We start from the raw sequence: 18,094 nt of genomic DNA, 5'->3' as shown, positions 1-18,094 counted from the left end.
GCTGCAATCCCACCATCTGCAGCTCTCTTAAAATCCTTCTGATCCTGACTACTACTCTTTCTCATCGGTTTATCACTATATGATAGAATGATAATACTTTTCTTTTTTCGTGTCAACCCCGAATTTTAACTCTTATTTATAAAAAGAATGTCCCTGATAAGTGAATAGTTTCGTCAGAGCCCTGTCAAACCAGGACACATTTCTTGGATTCGCCATTGTCTTTTCCACAAAATACAACGCGCCCTCTGAGTAGTCTTCTCCTTCCAGCGCCCGCTCCACACTTTCTCGTGTAGACGCTTTGATCGTCACCGAATTATACCGTCCGTCGGCTGTCGGAGAAAACTGTACGCTGCCATTGGTCCTCTGGAACACGACCTGTTCGATGGTGTTTGGAAATTCCTTGGAACGGACCCTGTTTATTATCACATTTGCGACTAAGATTTTACTCTTCATGTCTTTGTCAGTAGCTTCTGCTTCCACGATCCTAGTAAGGATTGCTTTCTCTCTTGTAGATATTTTTCCTTTGAGGCCTTTGACATCCTGTACTTTTTCAATCTGACGTTCTATATTTAACTTTTTAATCAGTGCTTTTCGCTCTTTAAACTGCTTCTGTTCTTCCAACAGTTTCCTCTGGATAAGCTGATCAACGCCATTTTCGCCCTGCGGCGGCTGAAATAAAGTATCACTTGCAAAGACCTGCTGCCCTACGCTGCATAAGCCAATCGCACAAGATATGGCTGCTACTTTCCATTTTTTCTTCAATGTCATATACACTCCTTTAATATAGTGTATGACATTTTTGAAACATTATTCACACTTTTGTAAAATTTAAATCCAATTTCAGATACATCTACATTCTTTTACATAGCAGCATTTATATCGTCATAACATATATGTCATTTTCTGTATTTAAATCAAATCCACAGGACAGCAGCAAACCGCAGGACGCTACATTCTCCTGTTCAGGCTGTACAACAATCCTCTCAGCATCATCCATACAGCTTTAGAGTCTTCTCCTTTCTTCGCTGTCTGTCCATTTTTCTTGATCTCTTTATATTTCTAATTCTTATTTTTTCTGTCTTTGGATCTTTCGTAAGGTGTTTTAACTGCTTATATGTAAATCCGTTTCCTCCAGTTTTACTTATAATATGATTTGCTCCAATCTGTTCGTTCGTCTTAGGCTCCACTGTGTTTTCATCCCTGGATTCTGATGTCTTGTCTGAAAAATTTCTATTTCAATAAAAATGGAATTTAGTTAATCTGTAAGCCGGGTTCTGTCTTAAATGATCATCTATCTCGACTTGCTGTTGCCAGCAAGCTCCAGCGGCACACCGAAAAGCGGACCGGGCAAGCCCATAGCTTTTCTCCTGCCTTGCTTCGGATGGGGTTTACATGTGCCTTGCCTGTTACCAGCCAAGCGGTGGGCTCTTACCCCGCCTTTCCATCCTTACCGGCGATCGCCGGCGGTTTATTTCTGTTGCACTGGCCTGAGGGTCACCCCTACCGGACGTTATCCGGCATCCTGCCCTGCGAAGCCCGGACTTTCCTCACCAAAATACTTTGGCGCGATCATTCGGTTAACTAAATTCCGAGTGGAATTATACCATGTTCTTGTATGTTCCGTCAAACGATTTAGGGATTCCTTTTCTTCGTCTTAATATCAATTATGATCCCTGAGGCACCCAGAAGGCTTATAAGTACCCAGCCAAATTTCGATACCTGCCCTGTTTTCGCCGATGCTGCTGAAGCCTCGCCTGTTTTTTTTCCGCCGCAGCTGATCCTCTCCTCTCTGGATCTCCTGATAATTCCATTTCGTTTCTTCTCCATTTTCATTTATGTTTCCTCCTTTGACACACAAGGTAAGCTCTGTTCTTACCTCTTTTTCGACCACAATGTTGTGTTCCGTCGTCGTTCCGGTAATTCAATAGCCTTTAGGATGCAGAATGCCGCCGTCTTTAGATACTCCTCCGACTGTGGCACCTGTCTTTTTAATCCGAATATCTCCCTCTCTGACATCTAAAAGAGTCTGTTCTTTTTCTGCGGTGGACTGTACTCTTCCCTCCGCGTTTTTTCTTCCCCTTGAACTGCCTTGGGTCTGCTTGTCAGAGACGATTTGATCTAACTCAAATCCCTTTAATTTCTATTAATTTCCTGTTCCGTATCAAAGGTCATTAACATTTCTGAGCCAGAGCCAGCAGCCAAGTATGCTCTGCCGTATATGAGCCCTGCAGCTGTGCCGCCTTTTTTCTGTTCTTATCTGTCTGCGGCTGCAGCAAAGCCGAATATATTCTATAATTCTTCGTAAAAAAATTCTCTCTCATTAATTAAGATAGGGGTTCATCCCGATTAGTTAGATAAAAAAACTGATCCGTCAAGTCTCAAAGCAGCTTCCCCCGATGAACTCTCTGATAAGAGACGTCTTCGGTATATCCTCGCTTTTAACACTCAGGAAGTAGTCCAAAAACTTCAGCAGGCGCTTGGATTCCTGATATTCCGGACAGCCCGGGCTGATCTGGAACAGAAGTGGCTCTGCATACTGTTTTAACACGGCCAGCTCATAAATCTGGGCAGAATTAAACATGATATCTGCCTCCTCCTGATAAGGGAAAATATTCAGTTCCTCACCCCTGCGCACAGATTCCCACCGTCCGATGGTCGTCTTTGCATCCGTTCCCCTGTGCCTTGCATCCCTCACGATCCTTCTCAACAGACGGCCGTCGGAGCTGGGTATCCGGTTGTGTTCATCTATATTGATCTGACTCAGCGCGCTGACATAAATCTTATATTTGTCTTCTTCCGAAATCTCACTGGACAGCATCCCGTTCAAGCCATGGATTCCCTCGATGACCAGCACATCATCCGGTCCGATCTTTTTATAATTCCCTTTGTATTCCCGTTTTCCTGAAACGAAATTATAGGTTGGGAGCTGTACCTGCTTCCCGGCCAAAAGACAGTTGATATCTTCGTTGAACAATTCCAGATCAAGAGATGCGATCGTCTCGAAATTATAGTTGCCCTCCTCGTCCCTGGGAGACAGCTCTCTGTCTAAGAAATAATCATCCAGAGAAATTGGGTGCGGAGTGAGCCCGTCGATCTGAAGCTGAATGGCAAGGCGGTGGGAGAATGTCGTCTTCCCGGAAGAAGACGGACCTGCGATCAGGACAACCTTTTTCCCGTCGTCCACGATCTTTGAAGCAATATCAGCCAGAAGCTTCTCCTGAAGGGCCTCCTGCACGAGAATCAGGTTATTGATATCGCCGTTGGTGATCTCTTCGTTGAGAGCCCCGACCGTGTCCACTCTCATAAGCTTGCTCCAGGATCTGGACCTCTGCATCACATGAAACAGCTTTGGCTGAGGCGTAAATCTTGAGACGGAATGGAGATGATCCCGTCTCGGGATCTGAAGAACAATTCCTCCCTGATACGCATCTACATAAAAATCCTGGATATATCCCGTACTGGGCGCCATATAGCCATAAAAATAATTTTCATATCCGTCCAGCGAATAGACATTGGTCCTCGAAACCCTGCGGAACCGAAAGAGTCTCACTTTTTCTTTCATCCCCTGCCCCGCAAACCTTTTCCTTGCCTCGAACGTATTGTAGGAAATTTTTTTGATCTTTAAATCCTGTCTCACCAATTCCCGCATTTTTCTCTGGATTTTTTTTGCCAGCTCATCGTCCACTTCCAGATCATCGAGAGAAAATTCACAGAAGGTACTGTTGCCGATGGAGTAATTCATCGTAATTCGGTTGGTGCACCCTTCTCCCAGCACTTCCTCACAGGCTTTTAAAAACACGAAATTAACCGTCCTCTTATAAGTCATATATCCAGTCTGCTCCTCATTCGTCACAAACCGAATATCACAGTCTTCATCAATCGTATGGTGAAGCTCTCTCAGCTTCTCTCCCGTATAGGCGAGCAAAATAACAGGGGCGCCCGGCCTCTGAAACCTTTTCGCAAGTTCCTCCAGGGCCGTGCCCTCTTTTACACTGATCTTTGCTCCTTCTACTGATACATGCAGCATATTCAGCCATCAACTCCTCTCTGCTCTATTTTACGTCAAACGGACATTTTGTATGACTCAGGATGATCTCACACTCCGGCACTTTTTGTTCGAGAAATTTACCCATAAAATCTACGAAGATCTTTTCCAGTCCGTGATGGCCTGCGTCGATGACCGTAAGCCCCAGTTCCATGGCGTCCAGCCCTTCATGATGTCCGATATCTCCGGTTAAAAATAAGTCTGCTCCCGTCTCGGCCGCCTGCTGTTCCATATGTCTTCCGGACCCCGGAACAACAGCAACCTTATGGATTTCTTTTCTTTCATCTCCAAAAAGCAGGACATGTTCAATATCAAACGTATTTTTTACCAGTTCTGCAAAATCCCCTGCTGTCATAGAACACTCAAGTTCTGATACTGTACCGATCCCTTTCGGAATCCCGTCTTCTGTACACGTCGTTTCTGCCGGAGCCAGACTCTTAAGTCCCAGCGCCTCACAGACGATTCTTCCCATATGCACCACGTCGAAATTCGTATGCATGGCAAAACAATTAATGCCGTTTTCTATCAGCTTCAGAAGCTTTTTTTGTGTGCCCGACTCATCGGTGATACTCTTTTGCGGAGAAAAAATAAGAGGGTGGTGAGTCAGCAGAAATTCCACCTTTTGTCTGACTGCTTCTTCCACCACCCCGTTGTCCGCATCCAATGCGACCATGATCTTATGGATCTTCCTGTCTCTTCTCCCTGTAAGAAGTCCCACATTATCCCACTCCATGGCATAACGTGCCGGCACATAATCTTCTAATATCTCCGTCAGTTCACTGCATTTCATAGTTCTTCAGTGCCTCCTTTATCTCTCTGAGGATACAGGACAGTTCTCCTGCCCTGCGCCTTAGATGTTCTGAATCCTTTCCCTCAAAAGAGTCAAGGATCTTCTGTTTGTCCTTCAGCTCTTTTTTCAGATACTCCTTCATCAGAGGATTTTTTAATCCCGTAAGATAAGTACCGTAAGAATACTGCCACGACTCACGGTAAGATTCCCGGCCCCTGACAGCTTTTATGACAATATAATATTTCCCGTCTTCTTTTATCAGTGCTTCTTTTTCGATGGCAAATCCATGGCTGTGCAGGAATCTCCTGACCTTCTCCCAGTGGGACTGTGGTGAGAGGACCAGCTCTGAGAGCCGAAAAAGCCTGTCCTCTCCCCCCATTAAGATCTGTTCCATCAGGTCTCCGCCCATTCCGGCGATCACCACACTGTCCGCATCTATCGGAAGTTTTTCCATGCCGTCCGAAAGGATGCACTCGATCCTGCCGTCAAGACCTTCTTTTCTTATGTTCTCCCCGGCCCTTTCAAGCGGTCCCCGATTGACATCCATGGCATATGCTTTGTCCGTCATCCCTTCGGAGGTCAGATAAATGGGTATGTATCCATGATCTGTTCCTATATCGGCGACACACATCCCTTCGGACACAAAAGAAGCAATTGTTTTTAACCGTGATGACAGTTCCATATCTCACCCGATCAATCTAAATAGTCTTTTAATTTTCTGCTGCGGCTCGGATGTCTCAGCTTTCTCAAGGCCTTGGCCTCGATCTGGCGGATTCTCTCCCTGGTGACGTTGAACTCTTTTCCTACCTCTTCCAATGTCCTTGCACGGCTGTCATCCAGTCCGAAGCGCAGCCTTAACACCTTCTGCTCTCTCTCCGTCAATGTTCCGAGCACTTCGCTCAGCTGTTCTTTCAGCAGCGTAAATGCCGCCGCATCCGCCGGCACCGGCACATTGTCATCCTGGATAAAGTCTCCGAGGTGGCTGTCTTCTTCCTCTCCGATCGGTGTCTCTAAAGATACCGGTTCCTGGGAAATTTTTAAAATCTCCCGCACACGGTCCACCGGAATATCCATCTCCTCGGCGATCTCTTCCGGAAGCGGCTCTCTTCCGAGTTCCTGCAGGAGCTGTCTGGATACACGGATCAGCTTGTTGATCGTCTCCACCATATGGACAGGGATACGGATTGTCCTTGCCTGGTCGGCAATGGCCCTGGTGATGGCCTGGCGGATCCACCATGTGGCATACGTACTGAACTTATAACCCTTCCTGTAATCGAATTTTTCTACTGCCTTAATAAGACCCAGATTTCCCTCCTGGATCAGATCCAGAAACAGCATCCCCCGTCCCACATAGCGCTTGGCGATGCTGACTACGAGACGCAGGTTGGCTTCCGCAAGTTTTTTCTTGGCTTCCTCGTCGCCTTCCTCCATCCTCTGGGCCAGACGGATCTCCTCATCCGCACTCAGCAGAGGTACCTTTCCGATTTCCTTTAAATACATGCGCACCGGGTCCTCGATGCTGACTCCGTCCGGGATCGTCAGGTCCGCTTCTTCTTCGATCTCTTCCTTGATCTCCAGATCTTCGTCGTCCTCTCCCTCAGGAATCGTAAGCACATCGACTCCGTTTTGTTCCAGGTAATCAAAAATTGCCTCCATCATATCCGACGTCAGCTTAAAATCTTTAAAATATGTCTCGATCTGGGCATACTCCAGAAAATTTTTATTTTTCTTCCCCAGTTCTACTAAACCTGCCAGCTTCTCGCTGAATTGTAACATTGTTTCGTCCATTAATTTCCTTCCTCTCATACCTATTTTAACCAACCTAAATCGAAATATGCAGCTTTGCCAGTCTGCCTTTCTCCTGGATCAGCTCCTGCCATTTCATGATGTCGTTGGATTCATTCATCTTGTGTTCAATGCTGTCTTCCTTTACTTTCCGGACAATATCGGTCAAAGCCTTGTCATTGTCCTCGGGCAGAGGCTTTAATTTCAGCGTCGTGTTGAACAGCTCCGCAATTTTCTTCTGGTCTTCCATGTCCGTATACTGATTCAGTATCTTAGCCGGCGTCACTTTGCCGTCCCTCTCGTATTCTTCAAAGAGCAGCATGGCAGCGCCGTGATAGATCGGTTCGATAAAATCGTCCGGTCCGATGATCCCGGCAAGCTTCTGAAAAAGAACCGGCTCATTGACCAGCCACGTGAGCAGCAGTTTCTGAGGCTCCTGCCTTTTTTCTTCTTTTTTAACTTCCGCCGGTCTTCGTTCCTGTTCCTTTGGTTTCTCCTGAACATATCCGCTGGTGCCGTAATACTCCACCAGATCTTTCAGTTCCTTTACGCCCATAAAAAATTCCCTGGATACGGCTTCACAGTAGTTATTCCTCTCCAGAGGTTCCCTTATACCGGACAAGAGTTTTGCCGCCTCGTGCTGGAACTTGGTTTTTTCCTCCGGGTCATCCTGATTGTACTTTCCTGCCGCCACCGATACCTGGAACATGAAGCTGCTCCTGGCTTTCTGTATACGGTTTCTAAGTTCTTCGCTTCCCAGTTCTTTTATAAATTCATCCGGATCTTTGTACGGAGTCAGGTTAAGGACTCTGACCGTGAGACCTGCACCTTTGAGGATGGGAATCGCCCTTAAAATCGCCCTCTGACCGGCCTCGTCGCTGTCGAAGGAAAGTATCACTTCGTTCGTATAACGTTTGAGAAGCATCCCGTGCCCTTCAGTAAACGCCGTTCCCAGAGCCGCCACCGCATTGGTGAATCCGGCCTGATGCATGGAAATGACATCCATATATCCTTCACATAAAATGATAAATTTCTCTCTGGAACTCCGGGCAAAATTCAGCCCGTAAAGATTCCTGCTCTTGTCAAACAGCTTCGTCTCCCTGGAATTTAAATACTTAGGGCTTCCGTCTCCCATGACCCGTCCCCCGAATCCTATAACACGGCTGTTGGCATCCTGAATCGGAAACATGACCCTGTTCCAGAACTTATCACTGCCTCCCCTGGCCTCATCAATGGTGACCAGTGCGGAATCCTTCAGTTCTTCGTCGGAAAAGCCCTTGCTCTTTAAAAACCGATAGAGGTCATCCTGATAGATATCTGCGTATCCAAGGCCGAACTTTTTGATCGTCTCCTCGGTAATCCCGCGTCTTGTAAGATATGCAAGTCCTTTTTCCCCTCTTTTGCTGTGAAGGAGGATATAAAAATAATTGGCTGCCATCTTATTCATCTCTTTTAATTTTACCTTGGCGTCTGCCTGCTGCTTTGCTTCTGCGCTGAGTTCCTGTTCCGGAAGTTCCATCCCGGCCCGCTCTGCCAGATACCGCACGGCTTCCGGAAATGTAAAGTTCTCATATTCCATAATAAAAGTAAAGACATTGCCGCCGGCCCCGCATCCGAAACAGTAATACATCTGCTTGTCCCTGCTGACAGAAAACGACGGTGATTTTTCATTATGGAAAGGACAGAGTCCGAAATAAGAACTGCCCTTCCGCTTGAGCGGTACATAGGAAGAAATCAAATCCACGATGTCATTGCGGCTTCTGACCTCTTCAATAATGTCATCTCCGTATAACAACAGCCTGTCCTCCTATCTGTGTGATAAATGTCCTCTATATATATTATTCTACATAAACTGATTCATTCCTTTTTATTTTTCTCACTTTTCCAGCCAGAACTTCGGAATGAAGATTTCTTTGTATGTCTCGATGGCAAAATGGTCCGTCATTCCCGCAATATAGTCACAGGCAGCCTGTTCTTTGGACTCGGTCACCCCGATTCTCTCTTTAGAGTAAGCAGGAAGCAGGTCGGTGTGGCGGACATAATATTCAAACAGCGGTTCAATGATGTGGTGCACTTTTCTTTCTTCTTTTTTCGTCTGAGGATTGAAGTACACATGGTCAAACATAAATCTCCTGAGCCCAAACATGGCCTTGTGCACTTCCTCGGACATCAGGATATCACTCCGGTTCTCGCTGTGCTTTACAATATCCCGGATGATCGTGTTGATTCTCTCCCTCACCGTATGTCCGAGCACATCCGTATATTCAGCCGGAATGTCTGATTCCCTCATGACTCCTGCCCGTATAGAATCGTCGATATCGTGGTTGATGTAGGCGGTCTTGTCGGCCAGACGCACGATCTTTCCTTCCAGAGTGGAGGAAATGCTGTGGGTGGAATGATTTTTCATTCCCTCCCGGACTTCCCATGTGAGGTTCAGCCCCCTTCCGTCCTTTTCCAGACACTCTACCACCCTGACGCTCTGAAGATTGTGGCGGAAGCCTTCGGGATTTAATTCGTTCAGCGTCCTCTCCCCCGCATGGCCGAACGGCGTGTGTCCCAGGTCATGCCCCAGGGCAATAGCTTCCGTCAGCAGTTCATTTAAGTTCAGCGCCCTGGCTATGGTCCTGGCATTCTGCGCCACCTCCAGGGTGTGCGTAAGTCTCGTCCGGTAGTGGTCCCCTTTCGGAGACAAAAACACCTGCGTTTTGTCCTTTAAACGCCGAAAAGCCTTGCAGTGGACGATCCGGTCCCTGTCCCTCTGGAAACAGGTCCGAAGTTCGCACTCCACTTCAGGCTTTTCTCTCCCCTTTGAACGGCTGCTCTGCGTCGCATATGGACTCAGCAGCTTAAGCTCTGTCTGTTCCTGCTTTTCTCTGATGTTCATTGCCCCACCTCTTCCTGCATATGGGCGGCCGGAAATTCCGGCCTATTTCCGGGTAATGTCTGTCTCAACGACAGAGATCGCATCAAGCGACATCTTCATGATCTCCTTTACTTCTTCTTCTGTCATCTTAAGGTGATCCGCAAGCTCTTTGGCAGTTGCCTCTCTTCCAAGGTTTTCTGCCAGAAATCTGGCTGCCTCGTCCAGACGGTTGGCCTGCCTTGCCATCTGTTCTCCCACCGAGTCCGTATTCATCTGCTCGGAAACGGCCTTCTTCATTGCCGACTCCGCTGCTTCCCGTAAAAATATCTCGGCTTCCTCCGGCTCTTTGTCTCCAAGTTCAAATACAGCTTCTATAAGGCCCATATTGCCCTCCTGGATCAGATCTCCGAGCAAAACACCGTGCCCCGTGTAATTCTTGGCAGCCAGCGCCACATCGGCGAGCATACTCTCGATCAGTTCATTTTGGACGTCTTCCCCGTCTGCCAGCCGGACAATGAATTCTCGTACTTTTTCGGGATCAGAGCCTCCCAGCTCTGCAAGTTCCTCCTCATAAAACCGGATCACTCCCGGATCTGTATCTTCTTTCTGCGTATTCTTTTTCGGGCTTTTTTCATACCCCTCCACCTGCACTCCAGCTTCCACAAAATAGTCGCAGAGCATGGTCTCGATCTCATCTGTAATGTTCATTCCTCCGAAATACGATAAAATATCTTCCTTCCGGATCTTGTCGCCCCCGGCCTTTGCGACCTCTAAAAGCTCCTGCATCCCTTTTAAAAATAATTCTTTCTCCATGTAATTCTCCTATTTTAAAAACATAAAATATCCGATGACCAGGATACCAAGTATGATCCTGTACACTCCAAACGCCTTAAAATCATGCCGTTTTACGTATCCCATCAAAAATTTAATCGAAACAATGGATACAAGGAACGAAACGATCATCCCTATGGCCAGCACCACAAGCTCTGTGCCGGTAAAGGAAAGACCGAATTTTAAGATTTTTAAAAGACTGGCTCCGAACATGACCGGTATTCCGAGGAAAAACGAAAATTCTGCCGACACGGTCCTGGAACATCCGATCAGGATTCCGCCCACAATGGTAGCTCCGGAACGGGACGTACCCGGAATCAGAGACAATACCTGAAACACTCCTATGATAAAGGCCATCCGGTATGTAAGGCCCGAGAGAGAATCCATCCCTCTTCTCCGGCTTCTCTCGTTATGATTTTCAATGACGATAAATAAGACACCGTAGATGATCAGGGTAGCCGCAACTACCACCGGATTAAAAAATCTGTCATGAATGGCATCGTCAAACAGTATGCCGATGACGGCTGCCGGAAGGACCGCAAAGATTACTTTGTACCAGAGTACCATAGTCTCATGTTTCTGCTTCCGGTTCTTTTTTGGCGAGAGCGGGTTCAGCTTGTGAAAATAGAGCACGACCACTGCCATGATGGCGCCCAGCTGGATCACCACGTCAAACATCTCTTTAAATGCTGCCGAGACATTTAAGTTTATGAACTCATCTACTAAAATCAGGTGACCGGTGCTGCTGATGGGAAGCCACTCCGTAATGCCCTCCACAATTCCTAAAATAACGGTTTTTAAGATTAATATAAGATCCATTTCTGTTCCTTTCAAGATGATATTTTAAAAGGGTGACTAGAAAAAATCCTATTCACCCTTCGTGCTTTCTCTATTCTTCGTCTTCTCCATCCTGAAGAATCTTTACTTTATTACTCCGTATCTCCTCAACCGCCGTGGAAAGAGGCTTCTGTTCGTCTGCGTCTTCCGTAAGGGGCATATCTCCACCGATCAGCTGTCTCGCTCTCTTGGCACTGGCAATGACAAGTGAGTAGCGGCTGGTGATGATATTCTTGTCTTCGTCATCTCCGTTGATGACCTGCATTAATTCTGAATATGATGGGTGTAGCATAAATATGATTCCTCCTATAAGGTTTTTAATCCTTCCATTGTTTCTTTTACCAGATCCATGTTGTGTCTGCGCTCACAGGACTGTGCAGTGACCACCGCATGCACCTGGCCGACGCACACTTCCAGATCGTCATTGACGATAATATAATCATACTGACACATGTCCTCGGACTCTTCCACCGCCCTTGAAAGCCGCTTCGCTATGACTTCCTCAGACTCGGTTCCCCTTCCGATCAGGCGGTTTTTGATCTCCCTGGCACTGGGAGCCGTGATGAAGATCAAAAGAGCATCTTCATACTGTTCCCTGATGGCAAACGCCCCCTGTACTTCAATCTCCAGAATGACATTGTGCCCCGCATTGAGCTCATCTTCCACGAACTTCCGCGGCGTGCCGTAAAAATTTTCAACATATCTAGCATATTCTATAAATCCGTTGTAGTCAATCAGGTTTCGGAACTCTTCTTCCGTCTTGAAAAAATAGTCTCTTCCGTCCACCTCCCCTTCCCGGGGCTGCCTGGTCGTTGCGGAAACCGACAGACTGTATCCGTATTTCTCCACCAGGCGCTTTGCGACTGTACCTTTTCCAACGCCGGAAAAGCCGGATAAGATGACCAACGCACCTTTTTTCATCGTTTTATCCTCCCTACTCGATATTCTGAACCTGTTCCCTGACCTTTTCCACGTTAGTCTTCAGCTCAATGGCGTGGTTGGAAAGTTCCACGTCACTGGACTTGGACAGGATCGTGTTGGCCTCCCGGTTCATTTCCTGGGCAAGGAAATCCAGTTTTCTTCCAACGCTTTCTTTCTCATAGAGTTCTTCCTGCATCGCCTTGATATGGCTCTTAAAGCGGACGATCTCTTCATCCACAGATATTTTGTCTGCGTATAAGGTTACCTCTGCCGCAATCCTGTTTTCGTCGATTCCGGCGTTATTTAGAAATTCTTTTACCTTATCTTCCAGTTTCGTGCGGTATTCCTGAATAATAGACGGAGAACGCTCGGCAATAAACTCAATGTCTTCTTCCATCCGGGCTAGCTTTCCTTCCATATCCTCCAAAAGTCTTTTCCCTTCCACTGTTCTGGACTCGACGAATTTCCCGCCGGCTTCCCTGACAGCTGCTTCGATCAGGCTCCACCACCGGCTCTCGTCAAAAGTCTCTTCTGTGAGAGAGAGCACCTCAGGAAACTGAGCCAGGCGTTCTGCCGTGACCGACACCGGAATTCCAAACTCTTCTTCCATCTGATGAAAGGCATCCATGTACTCTTTTGCCATCGCTCGGTTATAGTGGAGACCTACGCTGGTCTCGGACAAGTCTTCGTATGATATGGACAGATCGATCTTTCCCCTGTTCGCATACTGTTTAAACAGGTTCCGGACATCCGCCTCAAACATAGTAAACTTTTTCGGTATCTTTAATGAGATATCACAGTATCTGTGATTGACTGATTTCACCTCAACGGTGATCGTCTGATTGTTGTCATTGGATACGACGCTGCGCCCAAATCCTGTCATACTTCTAATCATTGGTCTATCTTCTTTCTGTGTATTCACTTGCCGGACGTAACGGCTGTTTCAATGTTTTATTATACGAAAAACAGCAGGCTAAGTCAACGCCTCCCGGCCAATAGTTTATTCAGGCACTCTAAATAATGCAGGATCATACCTTTTTTCATGGGAACAAAGAATCCTGCATCCAGTTCCTCAAATTTAAAATGCTTCGGACCGCCGTTTAACTGCCTGTTCCAGTATTTCATCGTCTCCTCAAAAGACATGAAATAACAGGCCTGCCTGTGGGTAAAATAAATCAGCAGAAAGCTTATGCCCCCCTGTTTTTCAAACCTCTCCATAAATTCTATTTGGTGTTCATGGATATTATGTACGGGAAATACGTCGTTTCCGCACTCTTTTGCGTCAAAACAGACGGGATATCCCTGGACAGCCCCCACATAGTCCACCGTACTTTTCTGGTCAAAATATGCTAAAGTGATCTGCCGGGTGGTCTTGTCAAACCGGACCGGCTTTATGGAGGTGGGGATCTTCTGGATCAGTGCCAGCCCCTGTTCCTTATATTTTTCATTTGTGTGGTTGATCAATTCCTCCAGAACCGATCCCCTCAGTCCTTTTAAATTCCAGGTTCCCATACGACTCTCCCAAACAATTCATTTGCTGTCCTCAAAAATATTTCCGGAGGCTCTGCGGCAACGGTCCTGCCGGACAGTTTCCTGCACCTTTCCATCTTTTCGGGAAACTTAAGACAGCCGCAGTGCAGCAGCTGGTGCTTTACGCCGAACTTCTGCTTCATCCACAGATTGACATCCCTGTCTCCGTACTTGGTATCCCCTGCCAGAGGGAATCCCATTCCGGCCAAATGGGCCCGGATCTGATGCGTCTTTCCGGTAATCAGTTCCACCCTCAGGAGCGTAAAGCCGTGCCCGGCTGCCATCGGCTCATAGGCCGTCTCGATTCTGCTGCCTTCGCCGAGCTTCTGCTCCGAAAAAGAAACCTTGTTTTCTCTGCAGTCCTTATATATATATCCGGAAATTCTTGCTTTTTCGTTCACCGTGCCCTTTACAACACAATAGTAATATTTTTTCACAAAACGGTCTCTCAGCACTTCCGCCATCGTCTGAAGCCCTTCCAGAGAGATTCCCGCGATCAGCAGCCCCGTCGTATTCCTGTCTAAGCGGTTGCAGACAGACGGACGGATTAATTCCAGGTCAGATTCCTTTAAAATGCCGTGTTCCAGACAATAGGGGACGATCAGCTCATTCACTGACACATCCGACGGCTTTGCTTTCTGTGACAGCATCCCGTAAGGCTTATTAATGATGAGCACATTGGAGTCCTGATAAATTACAGAAAGATCCGCCTTTCTCCTCTCCGCCCTCGGTTCTTTCCGGAAGGAGGCAATGGTTGCGTCCGCCATATAAATACACACCACATCGCCGGATTTCAGCTTTTCATTTCCTGATGCTTTTTTTCCGTTCAGTTTAATATTCTTTTTCCGGAGCATTTTATATAGAAAACTTTTCGGAGCCTTGTTCAGATATTTTGCTAGCAGTTTATCCAGCCGCTGTTCTTCTTCCCTGGCTGAGATTCTGATTTCTTTCATACAGGTTCCCTTCTAGCCTATCAGCCTGACGATCAGACCGCTCGGCAGCAGCTTGCAGAGGACTCTCACCGCCTTCATGGAAAGCCCGTAGACAGAGACCGCCCTGCCTCTTTTTACATCCCTCAGAGCCTTTTTTACTACTTTTTCCGGCTTTGACATTGCAAGCTTTTTATATAGTTTCATTTCTTTTTTTTGATAGGCCGTATCAAAGAATTCGGTCTTTACCGGTCCCGGACAGACAGCCGTCACAATAATTCCTCTCTTTTTCAGTTCCTGTCTCAATGCCAGGCTCAGATTCAATACATAGGACTTTGTTGCCGCATAGACTGCAAATCCCGGCTGAGGTACAAACGCCGCAGAGGACGCCACTTGTACGATACGGGCCTTTCTGGGCATATACGGCAGCACGGCTCTGGTGATCCTTGTGAGTGCCAGACAGTTTACTTTCACCATCTGATCCAGCATCTCTTCCTCCTGCCGGTCAAACTTCCCGGCCAGTCCAAGTCCGGAACAGTTTACCAGCACATAGACTCTCGGCTTTTCTTTTGCCAGGATATTTCTGATCCGTTCGGCACTGTCTTTTTTCGCAAGATCCAGTGGAATCGGCCGGATCACGATGTTGGAAACCAGCACCCCAAGTTCAAATAAACGGTCCGCCCTTCGCGCCACCACCCAGATCTCATCTAAAAATCCATGGCTCTTTGCCGTCTGAATGACGAACTGTCTTCCCAGACCTGAGGAAGCACCTGTAATAATCGCTACTTTCTTCATGTTATCACCTCTCGTATCGCTTAAACTGATTGATAGGTTCCGTTTATGATATCAAAGTAAGTTTCAATGTAATAGTCCGCCAATTCCTTTTTCTTTTCCGTTACCGCCTGGGAGTAGGAATCCCTGACCGCACAGGTCGTCATATTCGCTCTGTTTCCGGCCATGATGCCGTATGGAATATCTTCAAACACTAAAATATGTTCCGGAGAAACAGAGAGCTCCTCCGCGGTCTTCAGATACACATCCGGTGCAGGTTTCCCTTTCGGCACTTCATTGGAAGTACAGATATACTGAAAATATTCCCCGATTCCATGTGCCTCAAGACATGCCTTCGTCAGCTCCCTGGAATTGCTTGTAGCGATGCCAAGCGGAAGATTTTTCTCCTTCAGGATATCCAGGAACTCCTTTGCCCCTTCCTTAAGAGGGATCTCATTCATATACATCTCAAAAGCCATACGGTTCCATGTGTCCTTGATCTCCTGTATAGAAAGCGGCAGCGGAAAATTGTCTTTAAAATACTCCGCCGTCTCGTTAAAACTGAATCCCTCCAGGAGATCATTCAGCCCCTCCGGAACCTGAAGGCCATATTGTCCTAAAAATCGTTCGTCGATCTCCCGCCAGATCCACATGGAATCCACGAGAGTTCCGTCCAGGTCAAAAATAACTGCTTTTTTATCTTTTAGCATTGGTTCTCCTTTAAACATCTGATTTCTTCTTCTGTCAGCTCTCTTACCTGTCCCGGGAGAAGTTTTGGATCAAGGACAAGGCTTCCCATGGAAAGTCTTTTGAGTTCTAAAACTTTGCTGCCCACCGCCTCAAACATTCGTTTGATCTGATGGAATCTGCCTTCCGTGATCCATACTTCCGCCTCTGATACTTCTCCTGATCTGTGTATGACAAGTCTCGCCGGCTTTAAAGGCTTATCATCTCCGATATCCATGCCTGACTCAAAGACCTCCTGCTGCTCTCTGCCGATTTCCCCTGTTACAGTGACAGAGTAGCGTTTCGTGACATGATGCTTCGGAGACAGCAGACGGTGAGCCAGTTCTCCGTCATCTGTGATGAGAAGCAGGCCTTCTGTGTCCTTATCCAGCCTGCCTGCCGGGAACAGTCCCTTCCTGTGTGTTCCGGTAATCAGATCCATGACCGTCTTATCTCTTCCATCTTTTGTTGCCGTCACCACACCTTTTGGCTTGTTCATCATTAAATACTCATATTCCCGGAAGTTCAGTTTTTTTCCGTCGGCTGTGATCTCGTCTTCTTCTGGGTTTACTTTATGCTCTGGTTTCTTTATAATCTCGTCTCCTGCCAGGACTCTGCCCTGGCGGATCATTTTCCTGGCCTCGCTCCTGGTGCAGCCCAGGGCATCGCACAAAAACTTGTCCAAACGCAGTGTCTTCATCACATCCATCTCCATGACGGCGCATATTTATTTTTCATCCGTCCCTTTGACAGTTTCCCCCATCCGAGAGGATAACCGCAGACGGTGATCAGATACATACCGTCTTCTTTTTCGTCTGCAAGTATCGTTTCACATTTCAAATATTTCATGAGCCTGTCATCTGAAAGGCTTAGATCCAGGGTCCTCACATATCCGCTGTCGGATAGTGCCATAGCCAGCACCTGGCTTGGCTCAAATCTTTTCTTCTTCATCTCTCCCAGAAGCAGCCCGTGTCTTAAAACCCGGAGCCTGCCAAGGTCAGGCAGGTCTTTCGGCATAAGGATCAGTCTCCCCTTATGTTCTTTGATCCGGTCTCTGTCGAGGTCCAGCCTGCACTCGGACAAAAAGGCTTCTGCCTCCTCAGTGATCACTGCACGGGCAGGTCTGGATTCCTTCCTGCCCGAAGCCGGAGAGCCGTCCTTTTTCAAAAGAGCCAGAAAGTGGCCTTCCCCTTTGATCCTGTGCGGCCAGAGCCGGATACATTTATTTACCTCCTGAAGTCCTGACACCGTCCACTCGGCGTGTCCTCTGTCAAACCCTTCACAGTCCGGCATATCCGCCAGGGACAGTCCGGGCTCCTGTTCCAGCAGATACTCTATCAGCTGCTCGTCCTCCTCCGGAGAGAAGGTGCAGGTAGAATATAAAAGGTATCCCCCAGGCTTCAGCATCTTTACTGCATCCAGGATGATTTCCCTCTGGATCTTTACATAAGGTTCAATGCCGTATTCGGCCCAGTTTTTAATCTCGCTGCTGCCTTTGCGGAACATCCCTTCTCCCGAACAGGGCGCGTCCACAAGCACTTTATCAAAATATTCATAAAAGACCGGAACAAGATTTTTAGGTTCCTCGCTTACGATCACGCTGTTGCTGATGCCGAACATCTCCAGATTTTTCAAAAGGGCTTTTGTCCTTGTAATGCTGATGTCATTGGACACCAGAATCCCCTCTCCCCGGAGTCTTGCCCCAAGTTCTGTGGACTTGCCTCCGGGCGCCGCACAGAGGTCCAGTACCTTGTCCCCGGGCTCTACCGGAAGAAATGCCGCGGGTGCCATGGCGCTCGGTTCCTGAATATAGTACAGACCCGCATGGTAAAACGGATGCTTCGCAGGCTGCTCTTTTGGTCCGACAAAAAACCCGTTTTTCGTCCACGGCACCGGCTCGGTCTCAAATGGTGCGATCTTTTGAAATTCTTCCACCGATATCTTTGATGTATTGACACGGATGCCATTCTGCTTCGGCCGCTTTAAACACGCCTCATAATCGCTGTATTCTTCTCCCAGAAGGGATTTCATCTTCTCAACGAATAATTGTGGTAATTCCATAACTT

At 47.3% G+C, this 18,094-nt stretch carries 20 protein-coding genes, 1 other RNA gene and 1 other annotated feature (1 of these 22 only partly in view); all 21 genes read right to left on the bottom strand.

Annotated features, from left to right (window positions below; all coding sequences use genetic code 11):
- Positions 1-74 (bottom strand) — a binding site (T-box leader) (it extends 164 nt beyond the left edge of the window).
- A gap of 58 nt (positions 75-132) precedes the next feature.
- Entirely contained in the window at positions 133-768 is a 636-nt protein-coding gene (locus tag P8F77_RS07535; protein WP_024727891.1) for a cell wall hydrolase, read from the bottom strand.
- A 106-nt stretch (positions 769-874) separates the two neighbouring features.
- The gene (locus P8F77_RS07530) at positions 875-997 is read right to left on the bottom strand and encodes a hypothetical protein (protein ID WP_347256423.1); all 123 of its coding nucleotides are present in this window, start codon (positions 995-997) and stop codon (positions 875-877) included.
- Between the two features lie 250 nt (positions 998-1,247).
- Positions 1,248-1,585, bottom strand: an RNA gene (gene rnpB / locus P8F77_RS07525) — RNase P RNA component class A.
- Positions 1,586-1,632: 47 nt separating this feature from the next.
- On the bottom strand, positions 1,633-1,833 hold the full coding sequence (locus P8F77_RS07520; protein WP_024727893.1) for a hypothetical protein: 201 nt from the start codon (positions 1,831-1,833) through the stop codon (positions 1,633-1,635).
- A gap of 538 nt (positions 1,834-2,371) precedes the next feature.
- Positions 2,372-4,027, bottom strand: coding sequence for a nucleoside kinase (locus P8F77_RS07515; protein WP_024727894.1), 1,656 nt, complete (start codon positions 4,025-4,027; stop codon positions 2,372-2,374).
- A 25-nt stretch (positions 4,028-4,052) separates the two neighbouring features.
- Entirely contained in the window at positions 4,053-4,835 is a 783-nt protein-coding gene (locus P8F77_RS07510) for a Nif3-like dinuclear metal center hexameric protein (RefSeq protein ID WP_024727895.1), read from the bottom strand.
- Positions 4,822-5,517, bottom strand: coding sequence for a class I SAM-dependent methyltransferase (locus P8F77_RS07505; RefSeq protein ID WP_024727896.1), 696 nt, complete (start codon positions 5,515-5,517; stop codon positions 4,822-4,824). The genes P8F77_RS07510 and P8F77_RS07505 overlap by 14 nt, the downstream gene beginning before the upstream one ends.
- An 11-nt stretch (positions 5,518-5,528) precedes the next feature.
- Positions 5,529-6,623 (bottom strand): RNA polymerase sigma factor RpoD, encoded by a 1,095-nt coding sequence (gene rpoD, locus P8F77_RS07500; RefSeq protein WP_009291195.1) that lies wholly within the window; start codon positions 6,621-6,623, stop codon positions 5,529-5,531.
- Between the two features lie 34 nt (positions 6,624-6,657).
- Entirely contained in the window at positions 6,658-8,415 is a 1,758-nt protein-coding gene (dnaG, locus tag P8F77_RS07495; RefSeq protein WP_024727897.1) for a DNA primase, read from the bottom strand.
- Positions 8,416-8,496: 81 nt separating this feature from the next.
- Positions 8,497-9,504, bottom strand: a complete 1,008-nt coding sequence (locus P8F77_RS07490) for a deoxyguanosinetriphosphate triphosphohydrolase (RefSeq protein WP_024727898.1) — start codon at positions 9,502-9,504, stop codon at positions 8,497-8,499.
- 42 nt (positions 9,505-9,546) lie between these two features.
- Complete coding sequence (locus tag P8F77_RS07485) at positions 9,547-10,296, bottom strand: sigma-70 domain-containing protein (RefSeq protein WP_024727899.1); 750 nt, start codon at positions 10,294-10,296, stop codon at positions 9,547-9,549.
- Positions 10,297-10,305: 9 nt separating this feature from the next.
- Positions 10,306-11,133, bottom strand: coding sequence for an undecaprenyl-diphosphate phosphatase (locus tag P8F77_RS07480; RefSeq protein WP_024727900.1), 828 nt, complete (start codon positions 11,131-11,133; stop codon positions 10,306-10,308).
- Positions 11,134-11,203: 70 nt separating this feature from the next.
- Entirely contained in the window at positions 11,204-11,443 is a 240-nt protein-coding gene (gene rpoZ, locus P8F77_RS07475) for a DNA-directed RNA polymerase subunit omega (protein WP_009291193.1), read from the bottom strand.
- A 14-nt stretch (positions 11,444-11,457) separates the two neighbouring features.
- Positions 11,458-12,072, bottom strand: coding sequence for a guanylate kinase (gmk, locus tag P8F77_RS07470; RefSeq protein WP_024727901.1), 615 nt, complete (start codon positions 12,070-12,072; stop codon positions 11,458-11,460).
- 13 nt (positions 12,073-12,085) lie between these two features.
- The gene (locus P8F77_RS07465) at positions 12,086-12,967 is read right to left on the bottom strand and encodes a YicC/YloC family endoribonuclease (protein ID WP_024727902.1); all 882 of its coding nucleotides are present in this window, start codon (positions 12,965-12,967) and stop codon (positions 12,086-12,088) included.
- An 83-nt stretch (positions 12,968-13,050) separates the two neighbouring features.
- Positions 13,051-13,584, bottom strand: a complete 534-nt coding sequence (locus tag P8F77_RS07460; protein ID WP_024727903.1) for a Holliday junction resolvase RecU — start codon at positions 13,582-13,584, stop codon at positions 13,051-13,053.
- The gene (locus P8F77_RS07455) at positions 13,566-14,555 is read right to left on the bottom strand and encodes an RluA family pseudouridine synthase (RefSeq protein WP_024727904.1); all 990 of its coding nucleotides are present in this window, start codon (positions 14,553-14,555) and stop codon (positions 13,566-13,568) included. Before P8F77_RS07455 ends, P8F77_RS07460 begins: the two co-directional genes overlap by 19 nt.
- Before the next feature lie 12 nt (positions 14,556-14,567).
- Complete coding sequence (locus P8F77_RS07450; RefSeq protein WP_287518235.1) at positions 14,568-15,326, bottom strand: SDR family NAD(P)-dependent oxidoreductase; 759 nt, start codon at positions 15,324-15,326, stop codon at positions 14,568-14,570.
- A 20-nt stretch (positions 15,327-15,346) separates the two neighbouring features.
- The gene (locus tag P8F77_RS07445) at positions 15,347-16,012 is read right to left on the bottom strand and encodes an HAD family phosphatase (RefSeq protein WP_270431576.1); all 666 of its coding nucleotides are present in this window, start codon (positions 16,010-16,012) and stop codon (positions 15,347-15,349) included.
- A complete protein-coding gene (locus P8F77_RS07440; RefSeq protein WP_270431578.1) occupies positions 16,006-16,728 on the bottom strand; it encodes a pseudouridine synthase in 723 nt (240 codons plus the stop codon). The genes P8F77_RS07445 and P8F77_RS07440 overlap by 7 nt, the downstream gene beginning before the upstream one ends.
- Positions 16,728-18,089, bottom strand: coding sequence for an RsmB/NOP family class I SAM-dependent RNA methyltransferase (locus tag P8F77_RS07435; RefSeq protein WP_287518239.1), 1,362 nt, complete (start codon positions 18,087-18,089; stop codon positions 16,728-16,730). The genes P8F77_RS07440 and P8F77_RS07435 overlap by 1 nt, the downstream gene beginning before the upstream one ends.
- Between the last annotated feature and the right edge of the window lie 5 nt (positions 18,090-18,094).

Source organism: Anaerostipes sp. PC18 (assembly GCF_039789045.1).
Taxonomy (GTDB): Bacteria; Bacillota; Clostridia; order Lachnospirales; family Lachnospiraceae; genus Anaerostipes; species Anaerostipes hominis.
Note: the sequence above shows the minus strand (reverse complement) of the source record. Positions and strands in the feature narration are given on the sequence as shown.

What these genes read in the sequence shown, in the direction of transcription:
- P8F77_RS07535 (WP_024727891.1), bottom strand. Translation starts at nt 768, where the DNA reads ATGACATTGAAGAAAAAATGGAAAGTAGCAGCCATATCTTGTGCGATT.
- P8F77_RS07530 (WP_347256423.1), bottom strand. Translation starts at nt 997, where the DNA reads ATGGATGATGCTGAGAGGATTGTTGTACAGCCTGAACAGGAGAATGTA.
- P8F77_RS07520 (WP_024727893.1), bottom strand. Translation starts at nt 1,833, where the DNA reads ATGAAAATGGAGAAGAAACGAAATGGAATTATCAGGAGATCCAGAGAG.
- P8F77_RS07515 (WP_024727894.1), bottom strand. Translation starts at nt 4,027, where the DNA reads ATGCTGCATGTATCAGTAGAAGGAGCAAAGATCAGTGTAAAAGAGGGC.
- P8F77_RS07510 (WP_024727895.1), bottom strand. Translation starts at nt 4,835, where the DNA reads ATGAAATGCAGTGAACTGACGGAGATATTAGAAGATTATGTGCCGGCA.
- P8F77_RS07505 (WP_024727896.1), bottom strand. Translation starts at nt 5,517, where the DNA reads ATGGAACTGTCATCACGGTTAAAAACAATTGCTTCTTTTGTGTCCGAA.
- rpoD (WP_009291195.1), bottom strand. Translation starts at nt 6,623, where the DNA reads ATGGACGAAACAATGTTACAATTCAGCGAGAAGCTGGCAGGTTTAGTA.
- P8F77_RS07490 (WP_024727898.1), bottom strand. Translation starts at nt 9,504, where the DNA reads ATGAACATCAGAGAAAAGCAGGAACAGACAGAGCTTAAGCTGCTGAGT.
- P8F77_RS07485 (WP_024727899.1), bottom strand. Translation starts at nt 10,296, where the DNA reads ATGGAGAAAGAATTATTTTTAAAAGGGATGCAGGAGCTTTTAGAGGTC.
- P8F77_RS07480 (WP_024727900.1), bottom strand. Translation starts at nt 11,133, where the DNA reads ATGGATCTTATATTAATCTTAAAAACCGTTATTTTAGGAATTGTGGAG.
- rpoZ (WP_009291193.1), bottom strand. Translation starts at nt 11,443, where the DNA reads ATGCTACACCCATCATATTCAGAATTAATGCAGGTCATCAACGGAGAT.
- gmk (WP_024727901.1), bottom strand. Translation starts at nt 12,072, where the DNA reads ATGAAAAAAGGTGCGTTGGTCATCTTATCCGGCTTTTCCGGCGTTGGA.
- P8F77_RS07465 (WP_024727902.1), bottom strand. Translation starts at nt 12,967, where the DNA reads ATGATTAGAAGTATGACAGGATTTGGGCGCAGCGTCGTATCCAATGAC.
- P8F77_RS07460 (WP_024727903.1), bottom strand. Translation starts at nt 13,584, where the DNA reads ATGGGAACCTGGAATTTAAAAGGACTGAGGGGATCGGTTCTGGAGGAA.
- P8F77_RS07455 (WP_024727904.1), bottom strand. Translation starts at nt 14,555, where the DNA reads ATGAAAGAAATCAGAATCTCAGCCAGGGAAGAAGAACAGCGGCTGGAT.
- P8F77_RS07450 (WP_287518235.1), bottom strand. Translation starts at nt 15,326, where the DNA reads ATGAAGAAAGTAGCGATTATTACAGGTGCTTCCTCAGGTCTGGGAAGA.
- P8F77_RS07445 (WP_270431576.1), bottom strand. Translation starts at nt 16,012, where the DNA reads ATGCTAAAAGATAAAAAAGCAGTTATTTTTGACCTGGACGGAACTCTC.
- P8F77_RS07440 (WP_270431578.1), bottom strand. Translation starts at nt 16,728, where the DNA reads ATGAAGACACTGCGTTTGGACAAGTTTTTGTGCGATGCCCTGGGCTGC.
- P8F77_RS07435 (WP_287518239.1), bottom strand. Translation starts at nt 18,089, where the DNA reads ATGGAATTACCACAATTATTCGTTGAGAAGATGAAATCCCTTCTGGGA.